This window comes from Stutzerimonas kunmingensis, from assembly GCF_900114065.1.
In the GTDB taxonomy this organism is placed as follows: domain Bacteria; phylum Pseudomonadota; class Gammaproteobacteria; order Pseudomonadales; family Pseudomonadaceae; genus Stutzerimonas; species Stutzerimonas kunmingensis.
This window is the reverse complement of record NZ_FORS01000002.1, coordinates 39,577-64,072: the sequence shown is the minus strand read 5'-3', so window position 1 is coordinate 64,072 and position 24,496 is coordinate 39,577. Positions and strand designations below refer to the sequence as shown.

The window sequence follows — 24,496 nt, the reverse complement described above, 5'->3', positions numbered from 1 at the left end:
CCGTTATCTCCTCAGGCCTGGACCAGTTCGCGTACATCGATGAAATGGCCGGTTACCGCCGCAGCGGCCGCCATGGCCGGGCTGACCAGGTGTGTGCGGCCACCAGCGCCCTGACGCCCCTCGAAGTTGCGGTTGGAAGTCGAGGCGCAATGCTCGCCGCTGCCCAGCTTGTCCGGGTTCATCGCCAGGCACATGGAGCAGCCCGGTTCGCGCCACTCGAAGCCAGCCTCGACGAAGATCTTGTCCAACCCTTCAGCCTCGGCCTGCTGCTTCACCAGGCCGGAGCCCGGCACCACCATGGCCTGCTTGACGTTCGCCGCCACCTTGCGCCCTTTGGCGACCTCAGCCGCGGCACGCAGGTCCTCGATCCGCGAGTTGGTGCAGGAACCAATGAACACGCGATCCAGCTTGATATCGGTGATCGGCTGGTTGGCCGCCAGGCCCATGTACTTCAGCGCACGAACGATGGAATCGCGCTTGACCGGGTCGGCTTCGGCGGCGGGGTCCGGCACGCTCTGATCGACAGCCAGCACCATTTCCGGCGAAGTGCCCCAGCTGACCTGCGGCTTGATGTCCTCGGCCTTGAGCTCGACGACGGTGTCGAACACCGCGTCGACATCGGAGACCAGGCCTTTCCACAGCTCGACCGCCTTGTCCCAGTCGTCGCCCTTCGGCGCGAACGGACGCCCTTCGACGTAGGCGATGGTCTTTTCATCCACCGCCACCATGCCTACGCGGGCACCGGCTTCGATGGACATGTTGCAGATGGTCATGCGCCCTTCCATGGACAGATCGCGAATCGCGCTGCCGGCGAATTCCAGGGCATGGCCGTTACCGCCAGCGGTGCCGATCTTGCCGATCACCGCCAGCACGATGTCCTTCGCGGTGACGCCGAACGGCAACTTGCCTTCGACGCGCACCTGCATGTTCTTCATCTTCTTGGCGACCAGGCACTGGGTGGCGAGCACATGCTCGACCTCGGAGGTGCCGATGCCGTGGGCCAGCGCGCCGAAGGCGCCGTGGGTGGAGGTATGCGAATCACCGCAAACCACGGTCATGCCGGGCAGTGTCGCGCCCTGCTCCGGGCCGATGACGTGGACGATGCCCTGACGCACGTCGTTCATCTTGAATTCGAGGATGCCGAAGTCATCGCAGTTCTCGTCCAGCGTCTGCACCTGGATGCGCGAGACCTCGTCGGCGATGGCTTCCAGGCCGCCCTGACGCTCGCCCTTGGTGGTCGGCACGTTGTGGTCCGGCGTGGCGATATTGGCGTCGATACGCCATGGCTTGCGATTGGCCAGACGCAGACCTTCGAACGCTTGTGGCGAAGTCACTTCATGCAGGATGTGGCGGTCGATGTAGATCAGCGACGAACCATCGTCGCGACGTTTCACCTCGTGCATTTCCCAGAGCTTGTCGTAGAGCGTCTTGCAGGCCATCGGACTTTTCCTCATCTGCTTTCTATGCGGGGCGAATAGCCCTTGCGCTTATGGGGACGATGCTAGGGACTTGCATTCAATTACTCAAATTCATATTTTTCATCCCAAGCATTCCCTACAGGAATCCGAATCATCACCGGATAGAGATCGTTCATGGACCTGGCCAACCTCAATGCCTTTATCGCCATCGCGGAAACGGGCAGCTTTTCCTTGGCCGCGGAGCGCCTGCATCTGACCCAGCCTGCAGTCAGCAAACGCATCGCCGCATTGGAATCGCAGCTGGACGTGCGCCTGTTCGACCGGCTCGGCCGCGAGATTGGCCTGACCGAGGCAGGAAGAGCCCTGCTGCCGCGGGCCTATCAGATTTTGAATGTACTGGACGACACCCGCCGCGCCTTGACCAACCTCAACGGCGACATTGGCGGCCGGCTGAGCCTGGCGACCAGCCATCACATCGGCCTGCATCGCCTGCCGCCCTTGCTACGCGCGTTCACCCGCGCTTATCCGCAGGTCAGCCTGGATATTCGTTTTCTCGACTCGGAAGTCGCCTACGACGAAGTGCTGCATGGCCGCGCCGAACTGGCGGTCATCACCCTGGCGCCGCAGACTGCCGAGCCGGTCCGGGCAATGAAGGTATGGGACGACCCGCTGGATTTCGTTGTCGCGCCCGAGCACCCGCTGGCGGGCAAGGCGGATATTCGTCTGGCCGACGTTGCCGGCCATCCTGCCGTCTTTCCCGGCGGCAACACCTTCACTCACCACATCGCCCAGCGACTGTTCGAGCGTGAGGGCCTGACGCCCAATATCACCATGAGCACCAACTATATGGAGACCATCAAGATGATGGTCTCCATCGGGATTGCCTGGAGCGTGTTACCGCGCAGCATGCTCGACGAACAGGTAGTCAGCCTGCCTCTGCCAGGCATTCAGCTGACCCGGCAACTCGGCTACATCTTGCACCGGGAGCGCACCCTGTCCAATGCGGCCAGGGCGTTCATGACACTGCTGGATGCTGAACGCGGTGACTGACCAGACGAGACAACTACGAGAAAGGGCGCCCTATGGCGCCCTTCTCTTCTTTGCAGATCAACCCTCCAGCGCGGGCCGCTGATCGGCATTGATCGGGATGCGCTTGGGCTTGGCCTCTTCCGGCACCACGCGCACCAGGTCGATGTTGAGCAGGCCACTGTTCAGCGCAGCACCTTTCACCTCGATGTGGTCGGCTAGCCGGAACGACAACTTGAACGCCCGCTGAGCGATTCCCTGATGCAGATAGGTGACATTCTCGGTCTCGCTTTCGCGCCGCCCGCCGCTAATGGTCAGCACGCTGCGCTCGACCTGCAGATCGAGGTCGGACTCCTCGAAGCCGGCGGCTGCGACCACGATTCGATACTGGTCGTCACCGTGTTTCTCGATGTTATAGGGTGGATACGAGCTGCCGGTGTCGTTACGCAGGGCGGACTCGAACAAGTCATTGAAACGATCAAAGCCCACGGATTGCCGGAACAGAGGGGCCATGGGGAACGAACTCATGATAAACCTCCTGAAATCAGCGAGTTGAAACAGGCGGGACCCGCCTTCGGCATCCCGCTGATCTCTAGATAGGAACCGTTCTGCAGATTTCAAGGCACAGAAAATGAGCCTGCCGGCGAGAGGTACTGCCATGTCCAGAGTCATGCTGATCACAGGTGCCAGCCGCGGTATCGGCGCCGCCACCGCCCGGCTGGCGGCCTACCAGGGCTACGCACTGTGCCTCAACTTTCACCAACGCGAAGACGCGGTGAAACAGGTGCTCGAACAGGTCCGCGCTGCGGGCGTATCGGCAATGACCGTCAAGGCCGATGTCGCCGACGAGAGCCAGGTACTGCAGATGTTCGACATGATCGATCGCGAGTTCGGCCGCCTCGATGTGCTGGTCAACAACGCCGGCATGCTCGAACAGCAGATGCGCCTGGAGCAGATGGACGCCGCCCGCTGGACGCGCGTGCTCGGTGCCAATGTCATCGGCAGCTTTCTATGCGCGCGCGAGGCGATCAAGCGCATGTCCACTCAGCGTGGCGGCCAGGGAGGTTCGATCATCAATCTGTCCTCGATCGCCGCGCAGCTTGGTGCGCCTGGGGAGTACATCGACTATGCCGCGGCCAAGGGCGCCATCGACAGCATGACGGTCGGGCTGGCTAGGGAAGTGGCCGGCGAAGGCATTCGGGTGAATGCGGTACGACCCGGTGTGATCCATACCGAGATTCACGCCAGCGGCGGCGAGCCGGATCGCATCGAGCGGGTCAAGGCAAGCGTGCCCATGGGGCGCGGCGGGAAAGCCGAGGAAGTTGCCGAAGCCATACTCTGGCTCGCCAGTGAGCACGCCAGCTATACCACCGGCGCGTTGCTGGACGTCAGCGGCGGACGCTGATCGGCCTAACCCAGCGCCGCCACCGGAATTCCGACGGTATCGACGCCGAGCATCGCGTCGATCCGCGCGCAATCATTCTCCCGGCGCAGTGCGGCGAACAGCGCCACCGCCTCGGGGTAGTTGCGCGTAAGCAAGGCCAGCCACTGCTTCAGTCTGCCGGGCGCATAGCGTGGTGCGATCTTGCCCCGCGCCTGCTGCCAGAAGTCCACCAGCGTGGGTTGAAACTCTGCCCAGCTCATCTCGGCGATGCGTTGCCCCTGTTCAGCGGCCGCGATCTGCCGTGCCAGGTCTGGCCGCGAAACCAGGCCGCGGCCCAACATGATATTCTCCGCGCCGCTGACCTCTCGACAGCGACGCCAGTCTTCTAGCGACCAGATATCGCCGTTGGCGTATACCGGCACCACGACGACTTCCTGCACGCGAGCCACCCATTCCCAATGCGCCGGCGGCTTGTAGCCTTCGACCTTCGTTCGCGCATGCACCACCAACTGCTCTGCCCCGCCGTCCACCAGCGCCCGAGCGCAATCGAGTGCACCGTCCGGGCTGTCGAAACCCAGGCGCATCTTGGCGGTGACCGGGATGTGCGCCGGCACAGTTCGCCGTACCTCACAGAGGATGGCGTGCAGCAAATCAGGCTCCCTGAGCAGGATGGCCCCACCGCGCGATTTGTTTACCGTCTTGGCCGGGCAGCCGAAATTCAGATCGATAGCAGGCGCACCCAGTGAGCAGGCATAGGCAGCGTTATCAGCCAGACAGGCAGGATCGGAGCCCAGTAATTGAACGCGCACAGCGGTTCCGGCGCGAGTAATGGCGCCAGTCTGCAATTCGGGTGCAAGTTTGCGAAAGCTGCTTTGCGGCAGCAGACGATCAGAGACTCGGATGAACTCGGTGACGCACCAGTCGACCCCACCCATCCGAGTCAGAACGTCACGAAGGATTTCGTCGACCAGCCCCTCCATGGGCGCCAAAGCGATCTGCATACCAGGCCAATAGATGTTGAAAGGTTGGGCATTGTACGGATGCCCGACCGCTTTATGAATGTTGCGTGGCCGGTAGCGGGCTATTCCTCGATGGTCCCGCCAATGGTGTCGGTTCCCGTGGTAGCACCCATGCCGCCTGTGGTTCCGGTATTACCCGTTCCCATGGTGCCCAGGTCACTGCCCTGCTGCGCCTTGTGGTCCCGACCGTCATGGCCTTCCGACTTTTCGCTGTGCTGGTCGGAACGCTCGCTCGATTCAACTGAGCTTTCGTTTGCAGCTCCCGGACGACGGGCGTCATCGGCGTTCTCCGCCGAACCGGCGTACGCCCCCGCAGAACCCGCCAGAAGCAATACTGTTACCGCTGTGAGTGCCCGATTCATGGCTACCTCCTATCGATGAACGACTGCGTTAATCACTACGTCTTTCCAATTTGGGACGGCGACGGTGCTCCATGTCGGTCTCATTGCCACCATGGCCGGGTTCGGCCGTGTCGTCGTACTGCTCCGCCGCTGGCTTCTTGGAGGATGCGTCACTTGCCTCAGACTGGCCCTGGTCATCCTCCAGGTAGTCGATACCGCCGCCAATGCCCATCGAGCCATTGCCGGCGGCGCCGCGATCCGCCGCGCCCGTGTTCTGAGCCAACGGGATATCAGCGAGCGGTAATTCCAGATCCTGCGCGCTGACTGTTGAAGCAAGCGCTGCAACCAGCACACCAAGCTGAATACGCATGTCCGACACCTCCGCCTCATCCACTTGATACTTAGGCAGCGGCGATTCCAAGGAGTGCGCAGGCGAGCGACCGATGGCATGCCGGAACCGCTTTCAGCGCGCGGGGTCACAACCACAAGGACGAATATTGGATTCAAAGAGGAAGCTCCAGATGGAACCTGCGCTGATACTCCTGATGATGATCCTGGGTTGGCTGTCGGTAGCGCTCTCCATGCTCTGGGGCATGATGAGAATCGCTCGTCGCCATCACCTGCCGCAGGCTCGCCCGGCAATCAAACAGTGTCTGCCACACCAGCCAACAGCTCCCGGCACCCTGCCCTCATGGCACGCCTGACCGGTATTTCCATCTGATTTCAAATAAACCCGTGACAGCCGCGTTTAAAGCTGTAGAATGCGCGTCGCGGGATGGAGCAGTCTGGTAGCTCGTCGGGCTCATAACCCGAAGGTCGTCGGTTCAAATCCGGCTCCCGCAACCAATTTAAAAGGCCACTCAGATGAGTGGCCTTTTTTTGTGCGCGCATAACTCTGAGACGCTCGTGTTGGCACCAGACCTTGCATGAATCGCTAACCTTTTGAATAAAATACGCTTTTTTCCTTCCTTTTGATTGACAACGGGTAATCGGGCTGTACAATGCGCCCCACAGACGCGGGATGGAGCAGTCTGGTAGCTCGTCGGGCTCATAACCCGAAGGTCGTCGGTTCAAATCCGGCTCCCGCAACCAAATCACGAAAAGGCCACTCAGACGAGTGGCCTTTTTCGTTTGCGCATCTTTTCTGTCACGTACAGACAAGCGCCCCCTCTTCGGCCAGTAAGCCGCGACTTGTAACAACTGGCCCGCAGAATTAACTCTTTATCGGAATAGTTGCTCAGCATAGTCGGAATAATATTCCCTTTGTTTATGCATACGTCATTTATGGCCAGCAAAGGAGCAGATGGTTTATTCAGCTTAGAGCTAATTACCGCATCCGCTATAACCATTGATGATAGCCCTAGGCCAGCCTGCGTCAAAAAAAAACTCTTTTGAACTCAATAACTTGGCTCTCCTAAACACCTCGCGACCTCCATCCGCAACTTTTTTTTGGCTCCCTAGCTTGACTTGGTTCACGTTATGACGGATATCTAGTCGCAACAGGGAGCAATACGGAGCAGTTTAAGACCAACTGGACAGGTCAAGTTTTGCGGCGCGAGAGTTAAACCCCCTGCCTGATTAGTATCGCTTTTAGTAAAGCGATGCAGGCTCGTTCGCCACAAGCATTGAGAGAATCGGGGCTCGCAGAGTGCCCGGAGTGCGGTAGCCATGCCCGATTCTTTCAAAGCCGCACGCGGACGCTACCGATCGCAGATGACGGGGAATTACGTATAAGTTATTCAACTCGACATATAAACAAGTCGATGGCGGTAGCTTTGTCTAATAAAAAATATTCTAGATCGGTATTAACTTTTGCCACAGGCTAAACCTACTGCCCAGGCATTACGCCGTAATTCTTTATTTCCACTCAGAACGCCGACCAGCAGCGGCGCGCAGTAGCTGCGGTTCGACAAACCGTTTCGCCTCGCCTTTGTGCAGGGAGAACTACCGTGTCAACAATCTTTTATGGAACGGAAGATCAGGACAAGGCATTGATTGCGCGGGATATCAATCAGAATGGCTACGCCTGCATACCCGGCTACTTGAACAATCTGCAACTAACTCAACTGCGCGAGCAGGTTCACGAGCAGGCTCGACAGCATCATGGTGAATATTTTGCTCATCATGACGGTGAACAGGTAGCGGGCTCGTTACTTGCCACGTTGAGCAGCGCGCCGGAGTTCCAGTCGCTGCTGGACGACGTGTACCAGCTCGGCGCGGGCAAGGCGGCGCCAAGCAAGCGCATCTACCTGGTGATGCGATGCGTGCAGGGGCAGACAGGGCGCAAGGAGTCGAACTGCTTCCACTACGACGCTTCGCTGGTTACGGCACTGCTGCCGGTGGAAATCCCGCAGGACGGCGACCAGCGCGGCGACCTGCTGGTGTTTCCCAACCTGCGCAAGCTTCGCAAGTACGTGCTGGTCAACGTGGTGGAGAAAGCACTGCTGCAGAACAAGTTGAGCCGCAAACTGATTAGCCGCGCGATAGGCCTCGGGCTGCTAAAGCCACAGCGCCTGCAGCTGGTACCCGGCAATCTCTACCTGTTCTGGGGTTATCGATCCCTGCATGCCAACGAGCCTTGTGATCCGGCGCAGCTGCGCGCTACCGCGATCTTCCACTACGGCGATCCCCACGCCGGCAGCCTGATGACTCGAATGATCCTCAGGCACAACCAACGCAGGGCACGGCGGGCCAGCGCAATCGGCGCGCATCAACCTGTCTGAGCGCGCATCTGTAGCACCCAGCGATAACCCCCGAATGCCATTCGGGGGCGGCTGAGCTTCGATAAGGAAATCACCATGATCAACGTGACCAAGTCGTACATGGGCAGCAAAAACAAGTTCAAGGCTTACATCGACAGGATCTACAACACCGGCTGGCTCACCAACAACGGACCGTTAGTGACTGCGCTCGAGCAACGGCTGAAGGACTACCTCGGGGTGAGGAACATCATCCTCACCAACAACGGAACCATCGCGCTGCAGATTGCCTATCGAGCGCTGGGATTGACCGGCAGCGCCATCACCACCCCCTTCAGCTTTGTCGCCACCACCAGCTCGCTGCAATGGGAAGGCATCAAGCCGATCTTCGCCGACATCGATCCGGCGACCTGGAATCTGGACCCGGAACAGATCGAGCGGAATATCCAGCCCGACACCTCCGCCATCGTCGCGACGCATGTATTCGGCAATCCTTGCGACGTCGAACGCATCGAGCAGATCGCGCGCAAGAACAATCTGAGGGTCGTCTACGACGGCGCCCATGCGTTCGGCGTTCGTCACAAGGGGCGGTCGGTCTACGACTGGGGCGATATCAGCACGCTGAGCTTCCATGCGACCAAGCTGTTCCACACCATCGAGGGTGGCGCCATCGTCACCAACGACGACGCACTGGCCGACCGCATCCGTCTGCTCTGCAACTTCGGCATCGTCGATACCGACCAGATCGAAGGCATCGGCATCAACGCCAAGCTCAACGAGTTCTCCGCCGCGATGGGCATGTGCGTGCTCGACGACATCGAGCTGATTTTCGAATGCCGGGCGGAGATCGGCCATCGTTACGAGCGGCGCCTCGGCGAGCATTTCGAGCTGCAACGACCGCAGCCCGAATCCCAGTGCAACTACAGCTATTTCCCCGTTGCCCTTGCCGATGAAAGCCAGCTGCTGCGCTGCCGCTCGCAACTGAACGAGAACGGCATCAACCCCCGCCGCTACTTCTACCCCTCGCTGGACACGCTCGACCATCTGCAGCCGCAGGTACCACAACCACGCTCGCGAGCGTTGAGTCGCAAGGTCCTGTGCCTGCCGATCTATCCCGGGCTGCCGCGCAAGGTGCAGGAGAAGGTCATGCAGACGTTGATCCAGGAGGCAATCCACAGCGAGCAATCGAGCCGCACGCTGTTCCAGCCCCTTGCCGAAGCGTTCGGGCTGTTCAGCGCCACGGAGCGCCTGCCGGGCGCCGACTACCCGCGCATGCCCCTGACATCCGGAGGCCAGCAATAACCCATGTCAGATCCCAAGCGGTTATCGGTGATCCGCAATACCAGCCTGAACTACCTCGGCCAGGCGTACGCCCTGCTGATCGGCATTCTGATCCTGCCGTTCTACCTGAAGCACCTCGGCGCCGAAGCCTACGGCCTGATTGGCTTCTTCGCGGTGCTCCAGGCCTGGTTGCAGCTGCTCGATGCCGGGATGTCGCCTGCATTGGTGCGACAGGTAGCGCACTACCGCGGGCAGGGCGACCTGTCCGCTGCGCCCGGCCCAGCGGGACGACTGCTGCGCTCGTTCGAGCTGCTGTTGCTGCCGATTACGCTGGCAACCTGCGTGGCGATCTACCTGAGCAGCGGCTGGATCGCCGAAACCTGGCTGCAGGCCCGCGAATTGAGTACCGGCACCATCATGCAGTGCATCAGCCTGATGGGCCTGATGGTCGGGCTGAGGCTCTACGCGACGCTGTACAAAAGCGGTCTGCAGGGCGTCGAATTGCATGGCTGGCTGAACGCAACGAATGTACTGATCGCTACCCTGCGTTACTTCGGCGGCCTGTTCCTGGTCGCCTACGTCTCGCAAGACCCGCTGGACTTCTTCCTATTTCAAACGGCCGTCGCCCTGGTGGAAACGCTCGCTTTCGCCAGCAAGGCTTATGTACAACTGGCCAGCCCACGTTTGCTCACCGGCATCGACTGGGGCGTGGTCAAGCCGGTGCTGCCTTTCGCCGGCGGCATGTTTTTCACCTCGCTGCTGTGGATCGTGCTGACCCAGCTGGACAAAGTGCTGCTTTCCAAGGTGCTGCTGCTCAAGGAGTACGGCTACTTCTCGCTGGTGGCGCTGATCACCACCGGCATCATGACTCTGACCAACCCCTTGGTGCAGACGCTGTTGCCGCGCATGACCATGCTCGTGGCCGAAGGGCGAATCGCCGAGATGGAGCGGCTGTACCTGAACGCCACCCGCTTCGTCTGCAGCGTGCTGTTTCCCATCGCTGCGGTGATCGCCTGGCACGGTCAGGCGCTGATCTACGCCTGGACTGGCGACGCTGCCGCCGCCCAATGGAGCGAACGCATGCTGTTCTGGTACGTGCCGGGCAGCGCGCTGATGGCGGTCGGCGCCTTCCAGTTCTACCTGCAGTACGCCTACGGCCAGCTGCGGCTGCACATCTGGTACAGCGTGGTTTCCACCGCCGTCAGCGTGCCGATCGTGATCTACACAGCGCTTGCCCACGGCGCCTACGGTGCCGCACTGGCGTGGTTCTTCCTGCGCTTGGCGACCTTCGTGATCTGGCCACCGGTGGTGCACCGGAGCTTTGCTCCGGGCCTGCAGGGCGTCTGGGCACGAGACATGTTGCGGATTACCGCCGCGACCGTGATCGGCGTGGCGCTGGGCGAGCCGCTGTTCCTGCTGATCGTCAGCGACAACCGTTTCGACATTCTGATGGCGCTGGCTGCAAGCGGGTTCATCTGCCTGCTGCTGGTCGCGGCGACCTCGAAATCACTGCTACTCAAGCTTCATCTACTCATCACCAAGCGAGCATCCAAAAATGGAATTGAAGAGCGAGCAAGCCTTGATTGAACGTTGGGGCGGCAAGACCGAACCGCTGCTGAGCGTCGTCTGCCTGGCCTACAACCACGCATCCTTTATAAGGAAGGCGCTGGAGAGCTTCCTCCAGCAGGAAACGGATTTCCCTTTCGAGGTGATCGTCCACGACGACGCCTCGACTGACACCACCGCCGCGATCATCGCCGACTACGCGGCGCGCTACCCCAGCATCATCAAGCCGATCTACCAGACACAGAATCAGTTCAGCCTCGGCGTGCCATTCAGCACGCGGCTGTTCGCCCGTGCGGGGGGCAAATACATCGCCTATTGCGAAGGCGACGACTACTGGACCGACCCGACCAAGCTGCAGCAGCAGGTGGACTTTCTCGAGCAGCATCGTGACTACGTGATCACTTATCACGATGCGTTCATGTTCAACAGCCAGGGCATCATCCAGAGCCCGCAGCTGACCGGAAAACTGCGCAAGGACGCCACGGCGCTGGAACTGATGCAGGGCCGCCCGCTCTCGACGCTGACCGTGTGCTTTCGCAACCTGATTCAGGAACTGCCACCGGAATTGCTCGGCGTGAAGGTGCTGGATATCTGCTGGTGGTCGCTGCTCGGCGCCTACGGCAAAGGCAAGTTCATGGAAGGCATCAGCCCCGCCGCCTACCGGGTACACGAGGGTGGCATCTTCTCCATGCAGCCGAGCCGGCAGCGCATCCAGATGGCCATGCATGCCCACTACTCCCTGGCGCGCTACTACAACCGCATCGGCAACAACGCGCTCTACGAGTACTTCCTGATCCAGGTGTTCGGCGAGTGCCTGTCGCTGATCTCGCCGTTCAGCAAGATCCAGGCGCTTTCAACCATCGCCCAGAACATCAGCCTCAACCTGCTGCGCCGGTTGAGCCCACGGCTGGCCAGGAGCTGATCAGCCCGACCCCGCTTCTTTGCAAAAACGCACCATGAGGAAGGATTCCCAATGACTGCCTGGACCCGCTCTTCGCTGGAATATGACGCGGACAACCGCATCGACCTCGCCGGAATAATGCGCACCGCCTACGATCACAAGGCGCTGATCATCACCATTACCGGCTTTTTCGCTGCACTGGGCGTGCTCTATGCCCTGATCGCCACGCCGATCTACCAGGCGACCGCGATGATCCAGATCGAACCGAAAAAAGCCGCGATCACCGGCGTGCCGGAAATATCGGCCCGGCCGGATTCGGTGTCCCAGGCGGTCACTGAAATCTCCCTGCTCAAATCCCGCGCCGTGCTCGGCAGAGCCGTCGAGGAGCTAAAGCTCTACATCGTCGCCAAACCCCATCACTTCCCGGTGTTCGGCGCATTCATGGCGCGCAAGCACGACCCGGCGACTGATGGCGCGCTGGCCACCCCGCTGTTCGGCTTGACCGGCTATGCCTGGGGTGGGGAAAAGCTCGAAGTATTCCAGCTCGATGTGCCCGAAGCGTATCTGGGCGTGGAGCTGACGTTGATCGCCGGCACGGCCGGCAGCTTCACGCTGCATGACGACGAGCAGCAGCTGGTTCTGCGCGGCCAGGTCAATCAGGCCGTGGAGAACCAGGGTTTCAAGGTTCAGATCGCCCAGCTGGAAGCGCGCCCTGGCACCGAATTCCAGCTAGTCAGGAACCGCCCGCAGACCACCGCGCTGGATTACCAGAACCGCTTGAAGGTCGGCGAGGCCGGCAAGGATTCCGGGATCATCTACATGTCCCTGGAAGACCCGGACCCGCAGCTGGCCAGCCATGTGCTGGACGAGATCAGCCGGCTGTACGTCAGCCAGAACATCCAGCGCAGCTCCGCCGAGGCGGCCCAGCGCCTGGACTTCCTGCGCTCTCAACTACCTCAGGTACGCAAGGAGCTGGAGAAGGCCGAAGCCGCGCTGAATGCCTACCAGACCAGCTCCAAGTCGGTGGATATCAGCATCGAGACCAAGGGCGTGCTGGACCAGATCGTCGCGCTGGAAACGCAGATATCCGAACTGTCGCTCAAGCGCGTGGAGTACGACCGCCTCTATACCCGCGAGCACCCGACCTATCGCACGCTGATCACCCAGATGAACGAGCTGCAGGCGCAAAAGGCACAGCTGCTGAAGAAGGTCGACGCCCTCCCCATGACGCAGCAGGAGTTGCTACGCCTCCAACGTGACATGGAAGTCACGACCCAGACCTACACGCTGCTGATGAACCAGGCACAGGAGCAAGACATCCTGCGCGCCGGCACCATCGGCAACGTGCGCATCATCGACAACGCCTACTCGATGATCGAGAAGCCGTCGAAACCGGTCAAACCGCTGGTGGTGGCCATCGCGATCTTCGTCGGCCTGCTCGTCTCGGCGGCAGTCATCCTGCTGCGCCAGGCCTTCTACCGCGGTGTGGAAAGCCCGGACGTGATCGAGAAGCTTGGCGTACCGGTTTATGCCGGCCTGCCCTACAGCGCCTCTCAGGATCAGCTCAATCGCAGCCGCAAGAGCCGCGACGGCAAGACCCGACTGCTCAGCCTCACCGAACCGACCGATCTGGCGGTCGAATCGCTGCGCAGCCTGCGTACCAGCCTCAAGTTCGCCATGCTCGAGGCGCGCAACAAAGTGCTGATGATCACCAGCCCGACCCCTTCGGTTGGCAAGTCGTTCGTGTCCAGCAACCTTGCTGCGGTGATCGCGCAGACCGGCCAGCGCGTGCTGCTGATTGATGCCGACATGCGCCGCGGCTACCTGCATACCCTGTTCGGCATGGCGCCGCGTCACGGGCTGTCGGATGCACTGGCCAGTGGCCTGAACCTGGCGGAGATCACCAACCGCACCGAGCAGAAGAACCTGCACTTCATCTCCGCCGGGTTCTCCGCGCCGAATCCGTCCGAACTGCTGATGCACGACAACTTCTCCCGCCTGCTGCGTGAAGCGGAAAAGCTCTACGACTTCATCATCATCGATACGCCACCGGTGCTCGCGGTGACTGACGCCGTACTGGTCGCCCAGCAGTCGGGCACCAACCTGTTGGTGGCCCGCTTCGGCCTCAGCACCAGCTCGCAGATCGATGCATCCAAGCGGCGGCTCGCGCAGAACGGCGTGCTGCTCAAGGGCGTGATCCTCAATGCCGTGAAGCGCAAGGCCTCGACCTCGCCGTACGACAGTGGCGCCTACGGCTATTACACCTACACCCAGCAAGCCTGATCGCCAGACAAGGAGGTGCACCGTGCTCAGAACCGTCTCGATGATGCAGCCCTACCTATTTCCCTACCTGGGCTATTTTCAGTTGATCGCACTCAGCAACGTGTTCGTGCTGGGTGACGACCTGCAATTCGTCAGGGGCTCCTGGATGAACCGCAACCGGATTCTCGTCAATGGCCAACCCAAGCTCATCAGCTTCCCGCTGAAGAAGGGCCACCAGACCGAGCGCATCAACGAGCGCTGGCTCTGCGACGACTTCGACAAGGAAGCCGCGGGGCTGATGCTGACCCTCGAGCGTTGCTACGCCAAGGCACCCCAGCGCGACGCGGTGCTGCCGCTGATCCGCGGCATCCTGCAGTGCCCGGAACGCAATCTGGCGCTGTTCACCGAAAACTCGCTGCGCTGCCTCTGCGCCTACCTGAACATCCGCACGCCGATCTACCGCGGCTCCAGCCTGGGCTTGCCGGCGAAGATGGACATGCAGGACCGCGTCATCCAGATCACCCATCGCATGGACGGCGAGCTCTACCTCAACCCCATCGGCGGCATGGAGCTGTACTGCCCTGCCCGCTTCCGCGCCGACGGCCTGCTGCTGCGTTTCCTGCGCATGGATGAGGTCACCTACGCGCAGCTCAAGCATCCGTTCGTGCCGTCGCTGTCGATCATCGACGTGCTGATGTTCAACAGCCGCGAAGAGATCAAGGAATTGCTGCAGCGCTTCAGCGTGGTCGAGGGACAGGAAAAAAGGGCAACGCTGACACTGGCGTGACGACATTCCGCCTGCCATCGGGATTTGGGCAGGCCAATCAGGGAAGGACATCCCCATGACACCGAGCATTACCGCACGCTGGTACCTGATCCAGACCAAGCCTCGCCAGGAGGCCCGCGCCGAGGAGCACCTGCAGCGCCAGCACTTCGAGTGCTACCGCCCGCTCAAGGCGCCTGCGCCCCTGCGCGGCTCACAGGGGGCCAAGTCCGGCGAGGCGCTGTTTCCGGGCTACCTGTTCATCCGCCTGGATTGCATTCACGACAACTGGTACCCGATCCGCTCTACCCGTGGTGTCAGCCGCGTGGTGACCTTCGGCGGCCAGCCGACGCCGGTACGCGACGAGCTGATCGAACAGTTGCGACAGCGCCTCGCCCAGCCGCAGACCATGGCGGCGGCGCCGTTCTCACCCGGCGAACGGGTCCAGGTCAGCGGGGGCAGCTTCAGCGACATCGAAGCGATCTTCGTCAGCAGCGACGGCGAAGAACGCTCCGTCATCCTGCTCAACCTGCTGCAGCGTGAGCAGAAGGTCCGGGTACCCACCCGTTATCTCCAGTGCTACTCCTGAGCCAGGCGAGTGCCCGTAGGGCCATGCGAGCAGCCTGACAGGTTCAATGAGCGAGCCAACCGATGAAGATCCTATTCCTCAATGCGTTCTACATCCCGCATGTCGGCGGCGGCGCAGAAGTCATCCTCCGGCACCTGGCCGAAGGGTTGCAGCGGCGTGGTTGTGAGGTGGCAGTGCTGGCGACCGGCCCGGATGCCGGGCTGAACATGCAGATTCAGGACGGTGTGCGGGTCTATCGCGCCAACCTGGCGAACAGCTACTGGCATTACACCCAGCAGCGCCCGAGTCGCGTCGCCCGCCTCGGCTGGCACTACCGGGACCGCTACAACCGCGACATGCGCTGTCACGTGCGCGAGGTGATCGCGCGGGAGCAGCCGGATATCGTGGTCTGCAACAACCTCACCGGCTGGTCGATTTCCGCCTGGGACGAAATCACCGCCGCCGGCCTGCCGATCGTCCAGGTGCTGCACGACCTGTACCTGCTCTGCCCGAAGGACACCATGTTCAACCACGGCAAGAGCTGCCAGCGCCAGTGCGGTATGTGTTCGGTGTTCCGTCTCCGCCACGCCGGCGCCTCAGCGCAAGTGGCCACGGCGATCGGCGTCAGCCGCTTCGTGCTCGAACGCATCACCGCACAGGGCTATTTCAGTGGCGCGCGCCAGCATGTGGTGCACAACTGCACGCCGGCCAATCCCGGTCAGGGCAGCAAGCCCAGGCAGCGCAGCAACCATCCACTGCGCTTCGGCTATATCGGCACGCTGTCGGAGAACAAGGGCGTCGGCTGGCTGATCGAGCAGTTCCAGCGGCTGGACATCGATGCGCGGCTGGATATCGCCGGGCGCGGCAAGCTGGACTACGAAGCCCGGCTGAAGGCCATGGCCGATCCGAAGAAGGTCAGCTTTCTCGGCTACTGCGACAGCGACGAGTTCATGCAGAACATCGACGTGCTGGTAGTGCCGTCGCTGTGGGGCGAGCCGTTCGGCCTGGTGGCCGTCGAAGGCTGCGCCAACAACCTGCCGGTGATCGCCAGCAATATGGGCGGGCTGCCGGAGATCATCCGCGACGAATGCAACGGCCTGCTCTGCTCGCCCGATGATCCCGACTCACTCGGCATCGCCATGCTCTGGCTCTACATCGACGGCGCACTGCGGCAGCGGCTCGCCAGCCAGGCACGGGCCAGCGTGCTGCCGCTGCTGGATATGGAACGCATGCTGGATCAATACCAGACCATCCTGCGTGAAACACTTCAGGGAACGAGAATCCACCATGAACCAGAGCCTGCTGATTACCCCGCGGCGACGCGACTCGAACCCGTTGGCCTTCGACAAGCCGACATTGTTGACGCTGGTCGTCGCCTCGCTGCTGCTGACTGAAACCTTCTCCGGCGCCCTGCGCTACTACTTCGACATGGCCGGAGTCTCCTGGCTGCTGTACCTGCCCAAGGTTGCCTGCCTGATCGCACTGGGCCTGGAGCTGCTGCGCTACCGCGGCTGGCCGGCGTTCTGGCTGGTGCTGCTGGGGCTTGTCACTTCCGCCCAGCTGGCACTGATGCATGGCGCCGAACTGGCCAACATCGGTTTCAGCCTGTTCATCTACATTCCGCTGCTGTTCGGTCTGATTTGCGGCCGCCATGTGGAGTTGCGGCTCGGGCTGCTGCGCCGAATCATCGGCTTCTGCCTGATTGCGTGCTTCGTCGGCATCGCCCTGGACATGCTCACCAGCGTGCCGTGGAAGGGCTACAGCTACATGGTCGGCGAGGTGGAACTGAGCGCCAACCGCTCGTGGGCGTTCGACGACATCGACCGCATCGGCGGCTTCGCCCGCATGTCCACCGCGCTGTCGGTGATGATCGCGATCTACAGTCTGTTCATCGCCGCATTCATCCAGCCGCGCGTGCTACGCCTGATGCTCTACATCGCAGCGCTGATCGGCATCGTGCTGACCACCAACAAATCCACCGCGGCGGCCTACGTGCTGACCCTGCTGATGCTGATCGTCACGGCCTACCGCTTCGCCAGCGCCACTGCGTTTCTCGTCGCAGTGCTGGTCGGCCTGATGCTGCCGATGGCCAGCCTGGTGCTCAGCCTGGACCCCAACGCCGCCAACAACGGCTCGCTGCTGGCCTCGTTCGCCGACCGTCTGATCAACAGCTGGCCGAACTTCATCGAGGTCATCACCCGTGAGGGATGGGGCTGGTGGGGCGCGGGATTCGGCGCGGTGGGCAGCACTGGCAAGGTCTATCCCGTACCCGGGCTGGAGTTGCTGAGCATTGCCGACAATACCGCGCTGTACCTGTGGGGAATGCTCGGCGTGTTCGGTGTGCTGCTCTACCTGCTGACCTTTCCGCTGATGCTGCGCCTGCATGAACGGGGCTCGCGACTGCGCAGCGCGTTGCTGCCGATCGTTTTCTGCATCTGCCTGGTGGCCTGGGCCACGGATGTACTGGAGGTGTCCATCGCCACGCTGTTCCTGGGCCTGGCGATCTCCCACGTGCTGACCCCGGCCCGCGCCCCGAGCAACAACCTGGCGGCGCAACGGCTGCCCGAGTTGCAGCACCTGACCTGAGACCTACCTTCACGGATGATCCACATGACGAAGCGCTCTACCCCGCTCAACACCCTGCTGCTGGGCGGCTTGCTTGGCCTTGCTCCGTTTACACCGGCCCAGACCACCGAGGAGCCTTTCGTGGTCGGCGTATGTGCCCATGAACTGCACAAGGGCGACCCCAGCGGCCGCGCCTACGCGATGATGCGCGATGCCGGCATCACCTCCGTGCGCACCGACGCCCACTGGGCCTATGTCGAACGCCGGCCCGGGCAATTGAAGATCGAACCATCCTGGCACCGTTACCTGAAGGCAACAGCCGCTCACGGGCTAAGCACCCAGTTCATCCTCGGCTACGGCAACTCGCACTACGGCGGTGGTGAAAAGCCCCGCAGCGAGCCGGTAAGGGCGGCATTCAATCGCTATGTCGAGTTCATCACCGAAGAGCTGAAAGGCAAGGTCGCCTATTACGAGATCTGGAACGAATGGGACGTCGAGGACCCGCGCGACCCGGAATTCACCCAGGATTACGCGCGGCTGATCGCCGATGCGTCCGGGATCATCCGGCAGCGCGCGCCCGGCGCCAAGGTGCTCGCCGGCGCCGTGACCAGCCAGGGCATCGACTCCGGTTTCGCCCTGCGCCTGCTGGAGAACGGCCTGATGCAATCGGTGGACGGCCTGTCCTTGCATCCCTACGTGCACTGCCGCGGCTGGCGGCGCAACACCCCAGAGGCCTGGATCGAATGGATGAGCGAGGTCGACAAGGACCTGACCCGCGCCGCCGGACGCCCGGTACCGCTCTACCTGACGGAAATGGCCTGGCCTGCCCACCAGGGCGCATGCGGCATCGATGAAAGCCTGCAGGCGGCCTACCTCGCCCGCGCCTTCTTCCTGGCCAAGACGCTGCCGAGCATCAAGGGCATGTGGTGGTACGACTTCCGCAACGATGGCACCGACAAGACCGAGCGCGAACACAACTTCGGCCTGGTACGGCAGGACTTCACCCTCAAGCCGGCTTATTCGGTGCTCGCCTCCATCAGCCAGATCGTCAGCCAGTACAGCTTCCTCAGCCGCGAAGAGAAAACCCCGGGTGACGTGGTGATGCTGCGATTCGCCCGCGGAGACGATGAACTGATGGTGGCCTGGAGCACCGGCAAACCGAGGACCGTGGAGCTGCAGAACACCGAAGGCCAGGCGGGCCAGGTGGCGCTGATCGATACCGCCCAGCCCCAGCACGGCCGCGTGGTCACCAGTACCGAGTGGAAGTGTCCGGGCAAAGGCCAGGCCTGCAGCACCGAGGTGGAGCTCGATGGATTCCCGAAAATCATCAGCCTGCGCGCGGTGCAGAACGACGGTTGACCCCTGTCACGACATGCACTGACCGCACGACCGGCCACCCAGGCGAAACGCAACCGGACCAGCACGCGCTGGCCAACCCGCATTGACCGCCACGCACCACGCATCGCTTCGCCAGTCGCCAAAGCCGCCACCTGCCGGCGTTCGCCGCTTGCCAGCAACCGGCGGCGCACACCATCCCCGCAAGGAGAGCCCTACATGATCGCCATCAACGCCCGTTTCCTGACCCAGGAAACCCGCGGTGTGCAACGTTTTGCCGAACAGGTCTGCCTGGAGCTTGCTGCCATGCGCAAGGACCTGACATTCGTCGCACCGGACGACATCCGCATGCACGCCAGCGCCGAGCGCCTGCAGGTGCGGCGCATCGGCCGCAACCACGGGCATCTGTGGGAACAGCTGGACCTGCCTCTCTGGCTGGCGCGCCATGGCTATCCGCCCCTGGTGTCACTGTGCAACACGGCACCGCTGATCTACCGCAACCAGATCGCCACCCATCACGACATCACCTATGTGCGCCATCCGGAAAGCTATTCGCGCACCTTCCGCAGCGTCTACAAGGGCATCACGCCGCTGCTGCTCAAGCGCATCAAGGCACTGATCACCGTCAGCGACTTCTCACGCAAGGAAATCGCCCGCTACTACGGCTACCCGAGCGAGAAGATCTGCGTCGTCCCCAATGCGGTGGCGGCCAAGTTCCATCCGCCGAGTGGCGCGGATCGCAGCGGCAATGCCAGGCCATACGTGCTGGCGGTGTCCTCCCCGAACGCGCACAAGAACTTCGCGCGGATGGTCGCGGCCTTCCTCAGCCTGGAAGGCTTCGATGACGTGGAACTGCACATCGTCGGCGACTCGCACTCGGTGTTCTCCGGCTCCACCTCCAGCATTGATGGCAATCCACGCGTACGCATTCTCGGCCGGCTGAACGACGATCAGCTGGTGCGCGAATACCAGGGCGCCACCGCCTTCGTGTTCCCTTCGCTCTACGAAGGCTTCGGCATTCCGCCGCTGGAGGCCCAGGCCTGCGGGTGTCCGGTGATCGCCGCCCGGGCCGCGTCGATACCCGAAGTGCTCGGCGAGAGCGTGCTCTATTTCGAGCCGCTGAACATCGAGGACATTGCCCGCTGTATGCGCCACGTGCTGCAGGACGCGCGCCTGCGCGATGACCTGCGCACCCTCGGCCTGGCCAACGTCGAGCGCTACTCCTGGAAGCGCTCGGCGCAGACCGTGTCGCAGCTGATCGACAAGGCACTGATGGGCAAACCCAGCCCGCCGTCCTTTATCGCCTGGTCATCGGACCGCCCCTGATGCCCGACGCAAGCGAGGCAGACCATGGAACGGTTGGCGCATATCGACGCGCTACGCGGCAGCGCAGCCCTACTCCTGATTTTCCAGACCCTGCTGTTGCCACTGTCAGACGGCTGGGCACTGCAGCACGCCCTGGACCCCGGGCTGCTGGCGATGCTTTGGTTCCTGCTGTGCTGCGGCTTCATCGTGCCGGCCAGCCTGCACGCCAGCGTCGACGGCGGGCGAGGTTTTGTCGTCCGCCGCCTGCTGCGCCTGCTGCCGGTCTACCTGCTGGCGGTGCTGCTGACCGCCATTCTGTTGCCGACGGCACCGGCCTGGCTGCCGGGTGTGGCCGCGCCAGGCAGCGCCATGGCGTTCGAGGTCATCGGCGCTTACGGAGCGCTGCCGCCAATCCTGCTGTTCTACGGGTTCTGCCTGCTGCTGCAGGTGCTCGGCCTGTTGCACAGCGTCAGTCTGCGGACCAGCTGCGCGCTCGTGCTGCTGGCGGTGGCGCTGCTGCTCGCCCTGGCGCGGCAGCTGCTGGGCACAGAGCTACCGGTCACGCTGCCGCTGGCGCTATCACTGATGTTTTTCGCGTCACTCAGGTACGAGGCCAAGCATGAAAGCAGCAGCTACGCCCGCAGACGAGCCCGCGAATATGCGCGCTACACGCTGCGAATCTACCTGCTGGTGCTGCCGATCATCTTCCTGGCCGGCTGGTCTGCGGACGCAACCGCCTGGCCCCGGGACCTGCTCACCTATGCCCTGGCCATCGTGACCTTCCTGCTGGTCACCAGCCGGCTACCGCTACGGGCACCGCCGCTCGTCTGGCTTGGAAGCCTCAGCTACTCGCTCTATCTGTTGCTGCCAGCGATGCAGCGCCTGAGCGAGCTGCTAACCCAGGCGCTCGGCCTGACCGGCCCGACCGCCAGCCTGGCTGGCGTTGTGTTCGGCCTGCTGCTGGCCCTCGGCAGCGCCCAGCTCTGCCGACAGTTGCTGGATCTACCGCTGGCTCACGCCGGCAGGCGCCTGACCAGACAACACGACCTGATGCCACTGGCACGCCTGCACAGCCGCTGAGGCTCACCGCCTCGCTGCTCACTCTTTCTCGATCAAGGATGTCATGCCATGAAAGTTGCCATCGTTCACGACTGGCTGGTGACGTATGCCGGCGCCGAGCGCGTGCTCGCCGGGCTGTGCGCCGTCTGGCCGGACGCCGATCTGTTCGCCGTCATCGATTTTCTCTCCGACGCCGACCGTGCCCACCTCGGCGGCAAGCGCGCCACCACCACCTTCATCCAGCAACTGCCGAAGGCGCGCACCCATTACCAGAAGTACCTGCCGCTGATGCCGCTGGCCATCGAGCAGCTCGACATGTCCTCGTATGACCTGATCATTTCCAGCAGCCACGCAGTGGCCAAGGGCGTGCTGACCGGGCCCAACCAGCTGCACATCAGCTACGTGCACTCGCCCATCCGCTACGCCTGGGACCTGCAGCACCAGTACCTGCACGAAGCCAGCCTGGAGCGCGGCATCAAGGCCAAGCTGGCGCGCATGCTGCTGCACTACATGCGCATGTGGGACCAGCGCACCGCCAGCGGCGTCGACGAGTTCATCGCCAATTCGCACTTCATCGGCCGGCGCATCAACAAGAGCTACCGGCGCCAATCCACGGTGATCTACCCGCCGGTCGACACCTGCCAGTTCACCCTGCACGAGGCCAAGGAAGACTTCTATCTCACCGCCTCGCGGATGGTGCCCTACAAGAAGATGCCGATGATCATCGAGGCATTCGCGGCCATGCCGAACAAACGCCTGATCGTCATCGGCACCGGCCCGGAAATGGAAAAGGCCCGTGAAGCGGCCGGGCCCAACGTCACCCTGCTCGGCTACCAGAGTTTCGAGGTGCTGCTGCAACACATGCAGCGCGCCAAGGCGTTCGTCTTCGCCGCCGAAGAAGATTTCGGCATCGCGCCGATCGAGGCGCAGGCCTGTGGCACGCCGGTGGTCGCCTACGGGCGCGGCGGCGTACTGGAAACCGTACGCGGGCTCGAACATGCCGAACCCACGGGCGTGTTCTACCCGGAGCAGACCACCGCCTCGCTCATCGCCGCCATCGACGAGTTCGAGGCCCAGTGCTCGCGCATCACCCCGGAAAACTGCCGACGCAATGCCGAGCGCTTCTCCAGCGAACGCTTCCAGCAGGAAATCCGCGCCTTCGTCGACGCGCGTCTGCGCGAAGCCAGGTCCTTCGACCTTCAGCAGAGCTCCGCGCCCTTGCCGCCCCCCAGCACGCCGCTCTACCCGGCAGCCGTGGTGCCGATCAAGCACGCCTGAGCGTAGTCCCCCATCAACCCCATTCACTTACGAGGTTTCAAGGATGAACACAGTAAAGAAGTGGATGAGAGTGACCCGAGCGCTCGGGTTCGCTCTCGTTGTAGTGATCGAGCCAGCCAGCGCTGCGGTGAACGCCGACACGCTGATCACCGAACCGACCAACCCGCCAGGCCAGTTGCCGGCCTGCAGCAGCGCCGGCAGTGCGAGCGTCATCGCCTACAGCGACTCGTCAATCGACGCCACGCCACGCTGTGGCTCCAATGGCGGCGGGCAGCAGGAAAGCCCATCCGGTCATCAACCGTATCGATTCGCGGAACCGGCGTCCGGTTCGTTCTGGAGTCCGCCGGCAGACAGCAGGCGCTATTCATTCTGATCCGGGCGTCACAGCACCGGGTTATGCAGGAGCACAGGCATGAGCACAGAAGAAACATCCAGAACGTCGCTGATTCTGGCCGATGGCTATTCCTACACCGAACTCATTCCCGCACCCGGCGCGCCTGACGGACCGTCGGGCAATGGATTCATCCGCATCTTCCATGCCTTCTTCAGCCCCAACGAAGAAGGCACGACAGCCGATGTGCAGCAGCCCGACTGCCTGCCGTTGGCCACGCCTGAACAGAGCTGAGGAGATATTCCGTGCAGAACACCGCGCGCGTCGAACCCTGCAAGCAGAGTGCACAGGCAGCCGCCACCTGCGCCGGCGAGATGCCGGTGCGACGGCAAACCACCATCGTCACGGTGACCTACGGCGACCGCCTGGTTTACCTGCGCCGACTGATCGAGCAGGCCTTCGCCTTCGAACAGATCACCCGCGTACTGGTGGTCAGCAATGCCTCGACCGCACCACTCGAACAACTGACCAGCCGCTGGCCCGGTCAGGTGCGCATCATTCCGCTGGCGCACAACACCGGCTCGGCTAACGGCTATGCGGTGGGGCTGGAAGCGGCGCTAGCCGAAGGTGCGCAGTACATCTGGATGATGGATGACGACAACGCCCCCACCGCGTCCGCGGTGCGGCTGCTGCATGAAGAACTGGCGCGAATGGCGGACGAGGTAGGGCTGCATCGTGCCGCCGTGCTGGGCTTTCGCCCCAGTCAGCAGGAAGACATCGCCCACGGCGTACCGAGCCGTTTCGCCATCCAGCCACGTTCCAGCTACTTCGGCTTTCACGTCGCGCAGCTGCCGTACAAGGTCTGGCGCCGTCTGCCCTGGGGCCGGCCAAAAGGCACGCCGCCGCGGGCCATCGACCTGCCGTTCGCCCCCTATGGCGGCATGCTCGCCCATCGCAGCCTGTACAAGGCGATCGGGGTGCCCTTGCGCGAGCTGGTGCTCTACGCCGACGACACCGAGTACACCCGTCGCATTACCGCCAAAGGTGGCCGTCTGCGTCTGGTGACCGATGCGCTGATCGACGAGCTTGAGCTGTCCTGGAACATCAAGGCGCACACCCGCAACATCTACGAAGCCTTCCTGCTCGGTGATTCCGATTTCCGCGCCTACTACACCGCCCGCAACCAGGCCTGGTTCGACACCTACGTCTGGGCCGCCTCACCCTGGCTCTATCGGTTGAACCGGAGCATCTTCCTCGGCCTGCTGCGGCATGTGGCCCGGCGGCAGCAGGTTCCGGAACGGCTGCAGCTGATCGAGCAGGCCATCCGTGACGGCGAGAACCGTTCGCTGGGGATGCATCAGACCTTTCCGTTGCGCTGAACCCCTTCCAAGGAGG

Annotated in this window: 24 protein-coding genes and 2 tRNA genes; 21 read left to right on the top strand and 5 right to left on the bottom strand. The window is 62.5% G+C overall.

Annotated elements, in window-relative coordinates; genetic code table 11:
- Window positions 1-11: 11 nt before the first annotated feature.
- Entirely contained in the window at window positions 12-1,439 is a 1,428-nt protein-coding gene (gene leuC, locus BM275_RS04815; RefSeq protein WP_090519610.1) for a 3-isopropylmalate dehydratase large subunit, read from the bottom strand.
- A gap of 153 nt (window positions 1,440-1,592) precedes the next feature.
- On the opposite strand from leuC, the gene BM275_RS04810 reads away from it, so the two are divergent.
- Window positions 1,593-2,468 carry a LysR family transcriptional regulator gene (locus BM275_RS04810; protein ID WP_090519608.1) on the top strand — a complete coding sequence of 292 codons (876 nt, stop codon included), beginning with the start codon at window positions 1,593-1,595 and terminating at the stop codon, window positions 2,466-2,468.
- 57 nt (window positions 2,469-2,525) lie between these two features.
- Here BM275_RS04810 and BM275_RS04805 read toward each other — a convergent pair whose 3' ends face one another.
- Complete coding sequence (locus BM275_RS04805) at window positions 2,526-2,972, bottom strand: Hsp20 family protein (RefSeq protein ID WP_272890989.1); 447 nt, start codon at window positions 2,970-2,972, stop codon at window positions 2,526-2,528.
- Window positions 2,973-3,102: 130 nt separating this feature from the next.
- Between BM275_RS04805 and BM275_RS04800 the strand changes: the two genes are divergently transcribed.
- Window positions 3,103-3,849 (top strand): SDR family oxidoreductase, encoded by a 747-nt coding sequence (locus BM275_RS04800; RefSeq protein WP_090519605.1) that lies wholly within the window; start codon window positions 3,103-3,105, stop codon window positions 3,847-3,849.
- Between the two features lie 5 nt (window positions 3,850-3,854).
- Here the strand turns inward: BM275_RS04800 and BM275_RS04795 are convergent, their stop codons facing one another.
- The 3 genes from BM275_RS04795 to BM275_RS04785 all read right to left on the bottom strand — a co-directional run bounded on the left by BM275_RS04795 (window position 3,855) and on the right by BM275_RS04785 (window position 5,558).
- Window positions 3,855-4,829: a tRNA dihydrouridine synthase gene (locus BM275_RS04795; RefSeq protein ID WP_090519603.1), complete on the bottom strand. Its 975-nt coding sequence runs from the start codon at window positions 4,827-4,829 to the stop codon at window positions 3,855-3,857.
- Between the two features lie 80 nt (window positions 4,830-4,909).
- A complete protein-coding gene (locus BM275_RS04790; RefSeq protein ID WP_090519601.1) occupies window positions 4,910-5,209 on the bottom strand; it encodes a hypothetical protein in 300 nt (99 codons plus the stop codon).
- A 28-nt stretch (window positions 5,210-5,237) separates the two neighbouring features.
- Window positions 5,238-5,558, bottom strand: coding sequence for a hypothetical protein (locus tag BM275_RS04785; protein ID WP_090519599.1), 321 nt, complete (start codon window positions 5,556-5,558; stop codon window positions 5,238-5,240).
- A gap of 151 nt (window positions 5,559-5,709) precedes the next feature.
- Here BM275_RS04785 and BM275_RS04780 point away from each other — a divergent pair, with 151 nt between their 5' ends.
- The 19 genes from BM275_RS04780 to BM275_RS04690 all read left to right on the top strand — a co-directional run bounded on the left by BM275_RS04780 (window position 5,710) and on the right by BM275_RS04690 (window position 24,480).
- The gene (locus BM275_RS04780; protein ID WP_023446364.1) at window positions 5,710-5,892 is read left to right on the top strand and encodes a hypothetical protein; all 183 of its coding nucleotides are present in this window, start codon (window positions 5,710-5,712) and stop codon (window positions 5,890-5,892) included.
- A gap of 65 nt (window positions 5,893-5,957) precedes the next feature.
- Window positions 5,958-6,034, top strand: a tRNA-Met gene (locus tag BM275_RS04775).
- A gap of 169 nt (window positions 6,035-6,203) precedes the next feature.
- Window positions 6,204-6,280, top strand: a tRNA-Met gene (locus tag BM275_RS04770).
- Between the two features lie 857 nt (window positions 6,281-7,137).
- The gene (locus BM275_RS04765) at window positions 7,138-7,911 is read left to right on the top strand and encodes a hypothetical protein (RefSeq protein WP_036999343.1); all 774 of its coding nucleotides are present in this window, start codon (window positions 7,138-7,140) and stop codon (window positions 7,909-7,911) included.
- 75 nt (window positions 7,912-7,986) lie between these two features.
- Complete coding sequence (locus tag BM275_RS04760; RefSeq protein ID WP_090519597.1) at window positions 7,987-9,189, top strand: DegT/DnrJ/EryC1/StrS family aminotransferase; 1,203 nt, start codon at window positions 7,987-7,989, stop codon at window positions 9,187-9,189.
- A 3-nt stretch (window positions 9,190-9,192) separates the two neighbouring features.
- Window positions 9,193-10,755, top strand: a complete 1,563-nt coding sequence (locus tag BM275_RS04755) for a lipopolysaccharide biosynthesis protein (protein ID WP_090519594.1) — start codon at window positions 9,193-9,195, stop codon at window positions 10,753-10,755.
- Entirely contained in the window at window positions 10,724-11,656 is a 933-nt protein-coding gene (locus BM275_RS04750; protein ID WP_046620591.1) for a glycosyltransferase family 2 protein, read from the top strand. Before BM275_RS04755 ends, BM275_RS04750 begins: the two co-directional genes overlap by 32 nt.
- 51 nt (window positions 11,657-11,707) lie before the next feature.
- A complete protein-coding gene (locus tag BM275_RS04745; protein ID WP_090519592.1) occupies window positions 11,708-13,918 on the top strand; it encodes a polysaccharide biosynthesis tyrosine autokinase in 2,211 nt (736 codons plus the stop codon).
- 22 nt (window positions 13,919-13,940) lie between these two features.
- Window positions 13,941-14,684: a WbqC family protein gene (locus BM275_RS04740; RefSeq protein WP_090519591.1), complete on the top strand. Its 744-nt coding sequence runs from the start codon at window positions 13,941-13,943 to the stop codon at window positions 14,682-14,684.
- Between the two features lie 55 nt (window positions 14,685-14,739).
- Window positions 14,740-15,249 carry a transcription/translation regulatory transformer protein RfaH gene (rfaH, locus tag BM275_RS04735; protein WP_090519589.1) on the top strand — a complete coding sequence of 170 codons (510 nt, stop codon included), beginning with the start codon at window positions 14,740-14,742 and terminating at the stop codon, window positions 15,247-15,249.
- Window positions 15,250-15,311: 62 nt separating this feature from the next.
- Entirely contained in the window at window positions 15,312-16,622 is a 1,311-nt protein-coding gene (locus BM275_RS04730) for a glycosyltransferase family 4 protein (protein WP_090519587.1), read from the top strand.
- Window positions 16,516-17,814, top strand: coding sequence for a hypothetical protein (locus BM275_RS04725; RefSeq protein WP_090519585.1), 1,299 nt, complete (start codon window positions 16,516-16,518; stop codon window positions 17,812-17,814). The genes BM275_RS04730 and BM275_RS04725 overlap by 107 nt, the downstream gene beginning before the upstream one ends.
- Window positions 17,815-17,838: 24 nt before the next feature.
- The gene (locus BM275_RS04720; RefSeq protein ID WP_179484372.1) at window positions 17,839-19,152 is read left to right on the top strand and encodes a hypothetical protein; all 1,314 of its coding nucleotides are present in this window, start codon (window positions 17,839-17,841) and stop codon (window positions 19,150-19,152) included.
- Window positions 19,153-19,347: 195 nt separating this feature from the next.
- Entirely contained in the window at window positions 19,348-20,454 is a 1,107-nt protein-coding gene (locus BM275_RS04715) for a glycosyltransferase family 4 protein (protein WP_090519582.1), read from the top strand.
- 24 nt (window positions 20,455-20,478) lie between these two features.
- Window positions 20,479-21,513, top strand: a complete 1,035-nt coding sequence (locus BM275_RS04710) for an acyltransferase (RefSeq protein ID WP_090519579.1) — start codon at window positions 20,479-20,481, stop codon at window positions 21,511-21,513.
- A 48-nt stretch (window positions 21,514-21,561) separates the two neighbouring features.
- Window positions 21,562-22,770 (top strand): glycosyltransferase family 4 protein, encoded by a 1,209-nt coding sequence (locus tag BM275_RS04705; RefSeq protein WP_090519576.1) that lies wholly within the window; start codon window positions 21,562-21,564, stop codon window positions 22,768-22,770.
- Window positions 22,771-22,813: 43 nt separating this feature from the next.
- A complete protein-coding gene (locus tag BM275_RS04700) occupies window positions 22,814-23,143 on the top strand; it encodes a hypothetical protein (protein WP_041754415.1) in 330 nt (109 codons plus the stop codon).
- Between the two features lie 39 nt (window positions 23,144-23,182).
- Complete coding sequence (locus BM275_RS04695; RefSeq protein WP_014820576.1) at window positions 23,183-23,395, top strand: hypothetical protein; 213 nt, start codon at window positions 23,183-23,185, stop codon at window positions 23,393-23,395.
- A gap of 11 nt (window positions 23,396-23,406) precedes the next feature.
- A complete protein-coding gene (locus tag BM275_RS04690; RefSeq protein WP_090519575.1) occupies window positions 23,407-24,480 on the top strand; it encodes a glycosyltransferase in 1,074 nt (357 codons plus the stop codon).
- The last annotated feature ends 16 nt before the right edge of the window (window positions 24,481-24,496 follow it).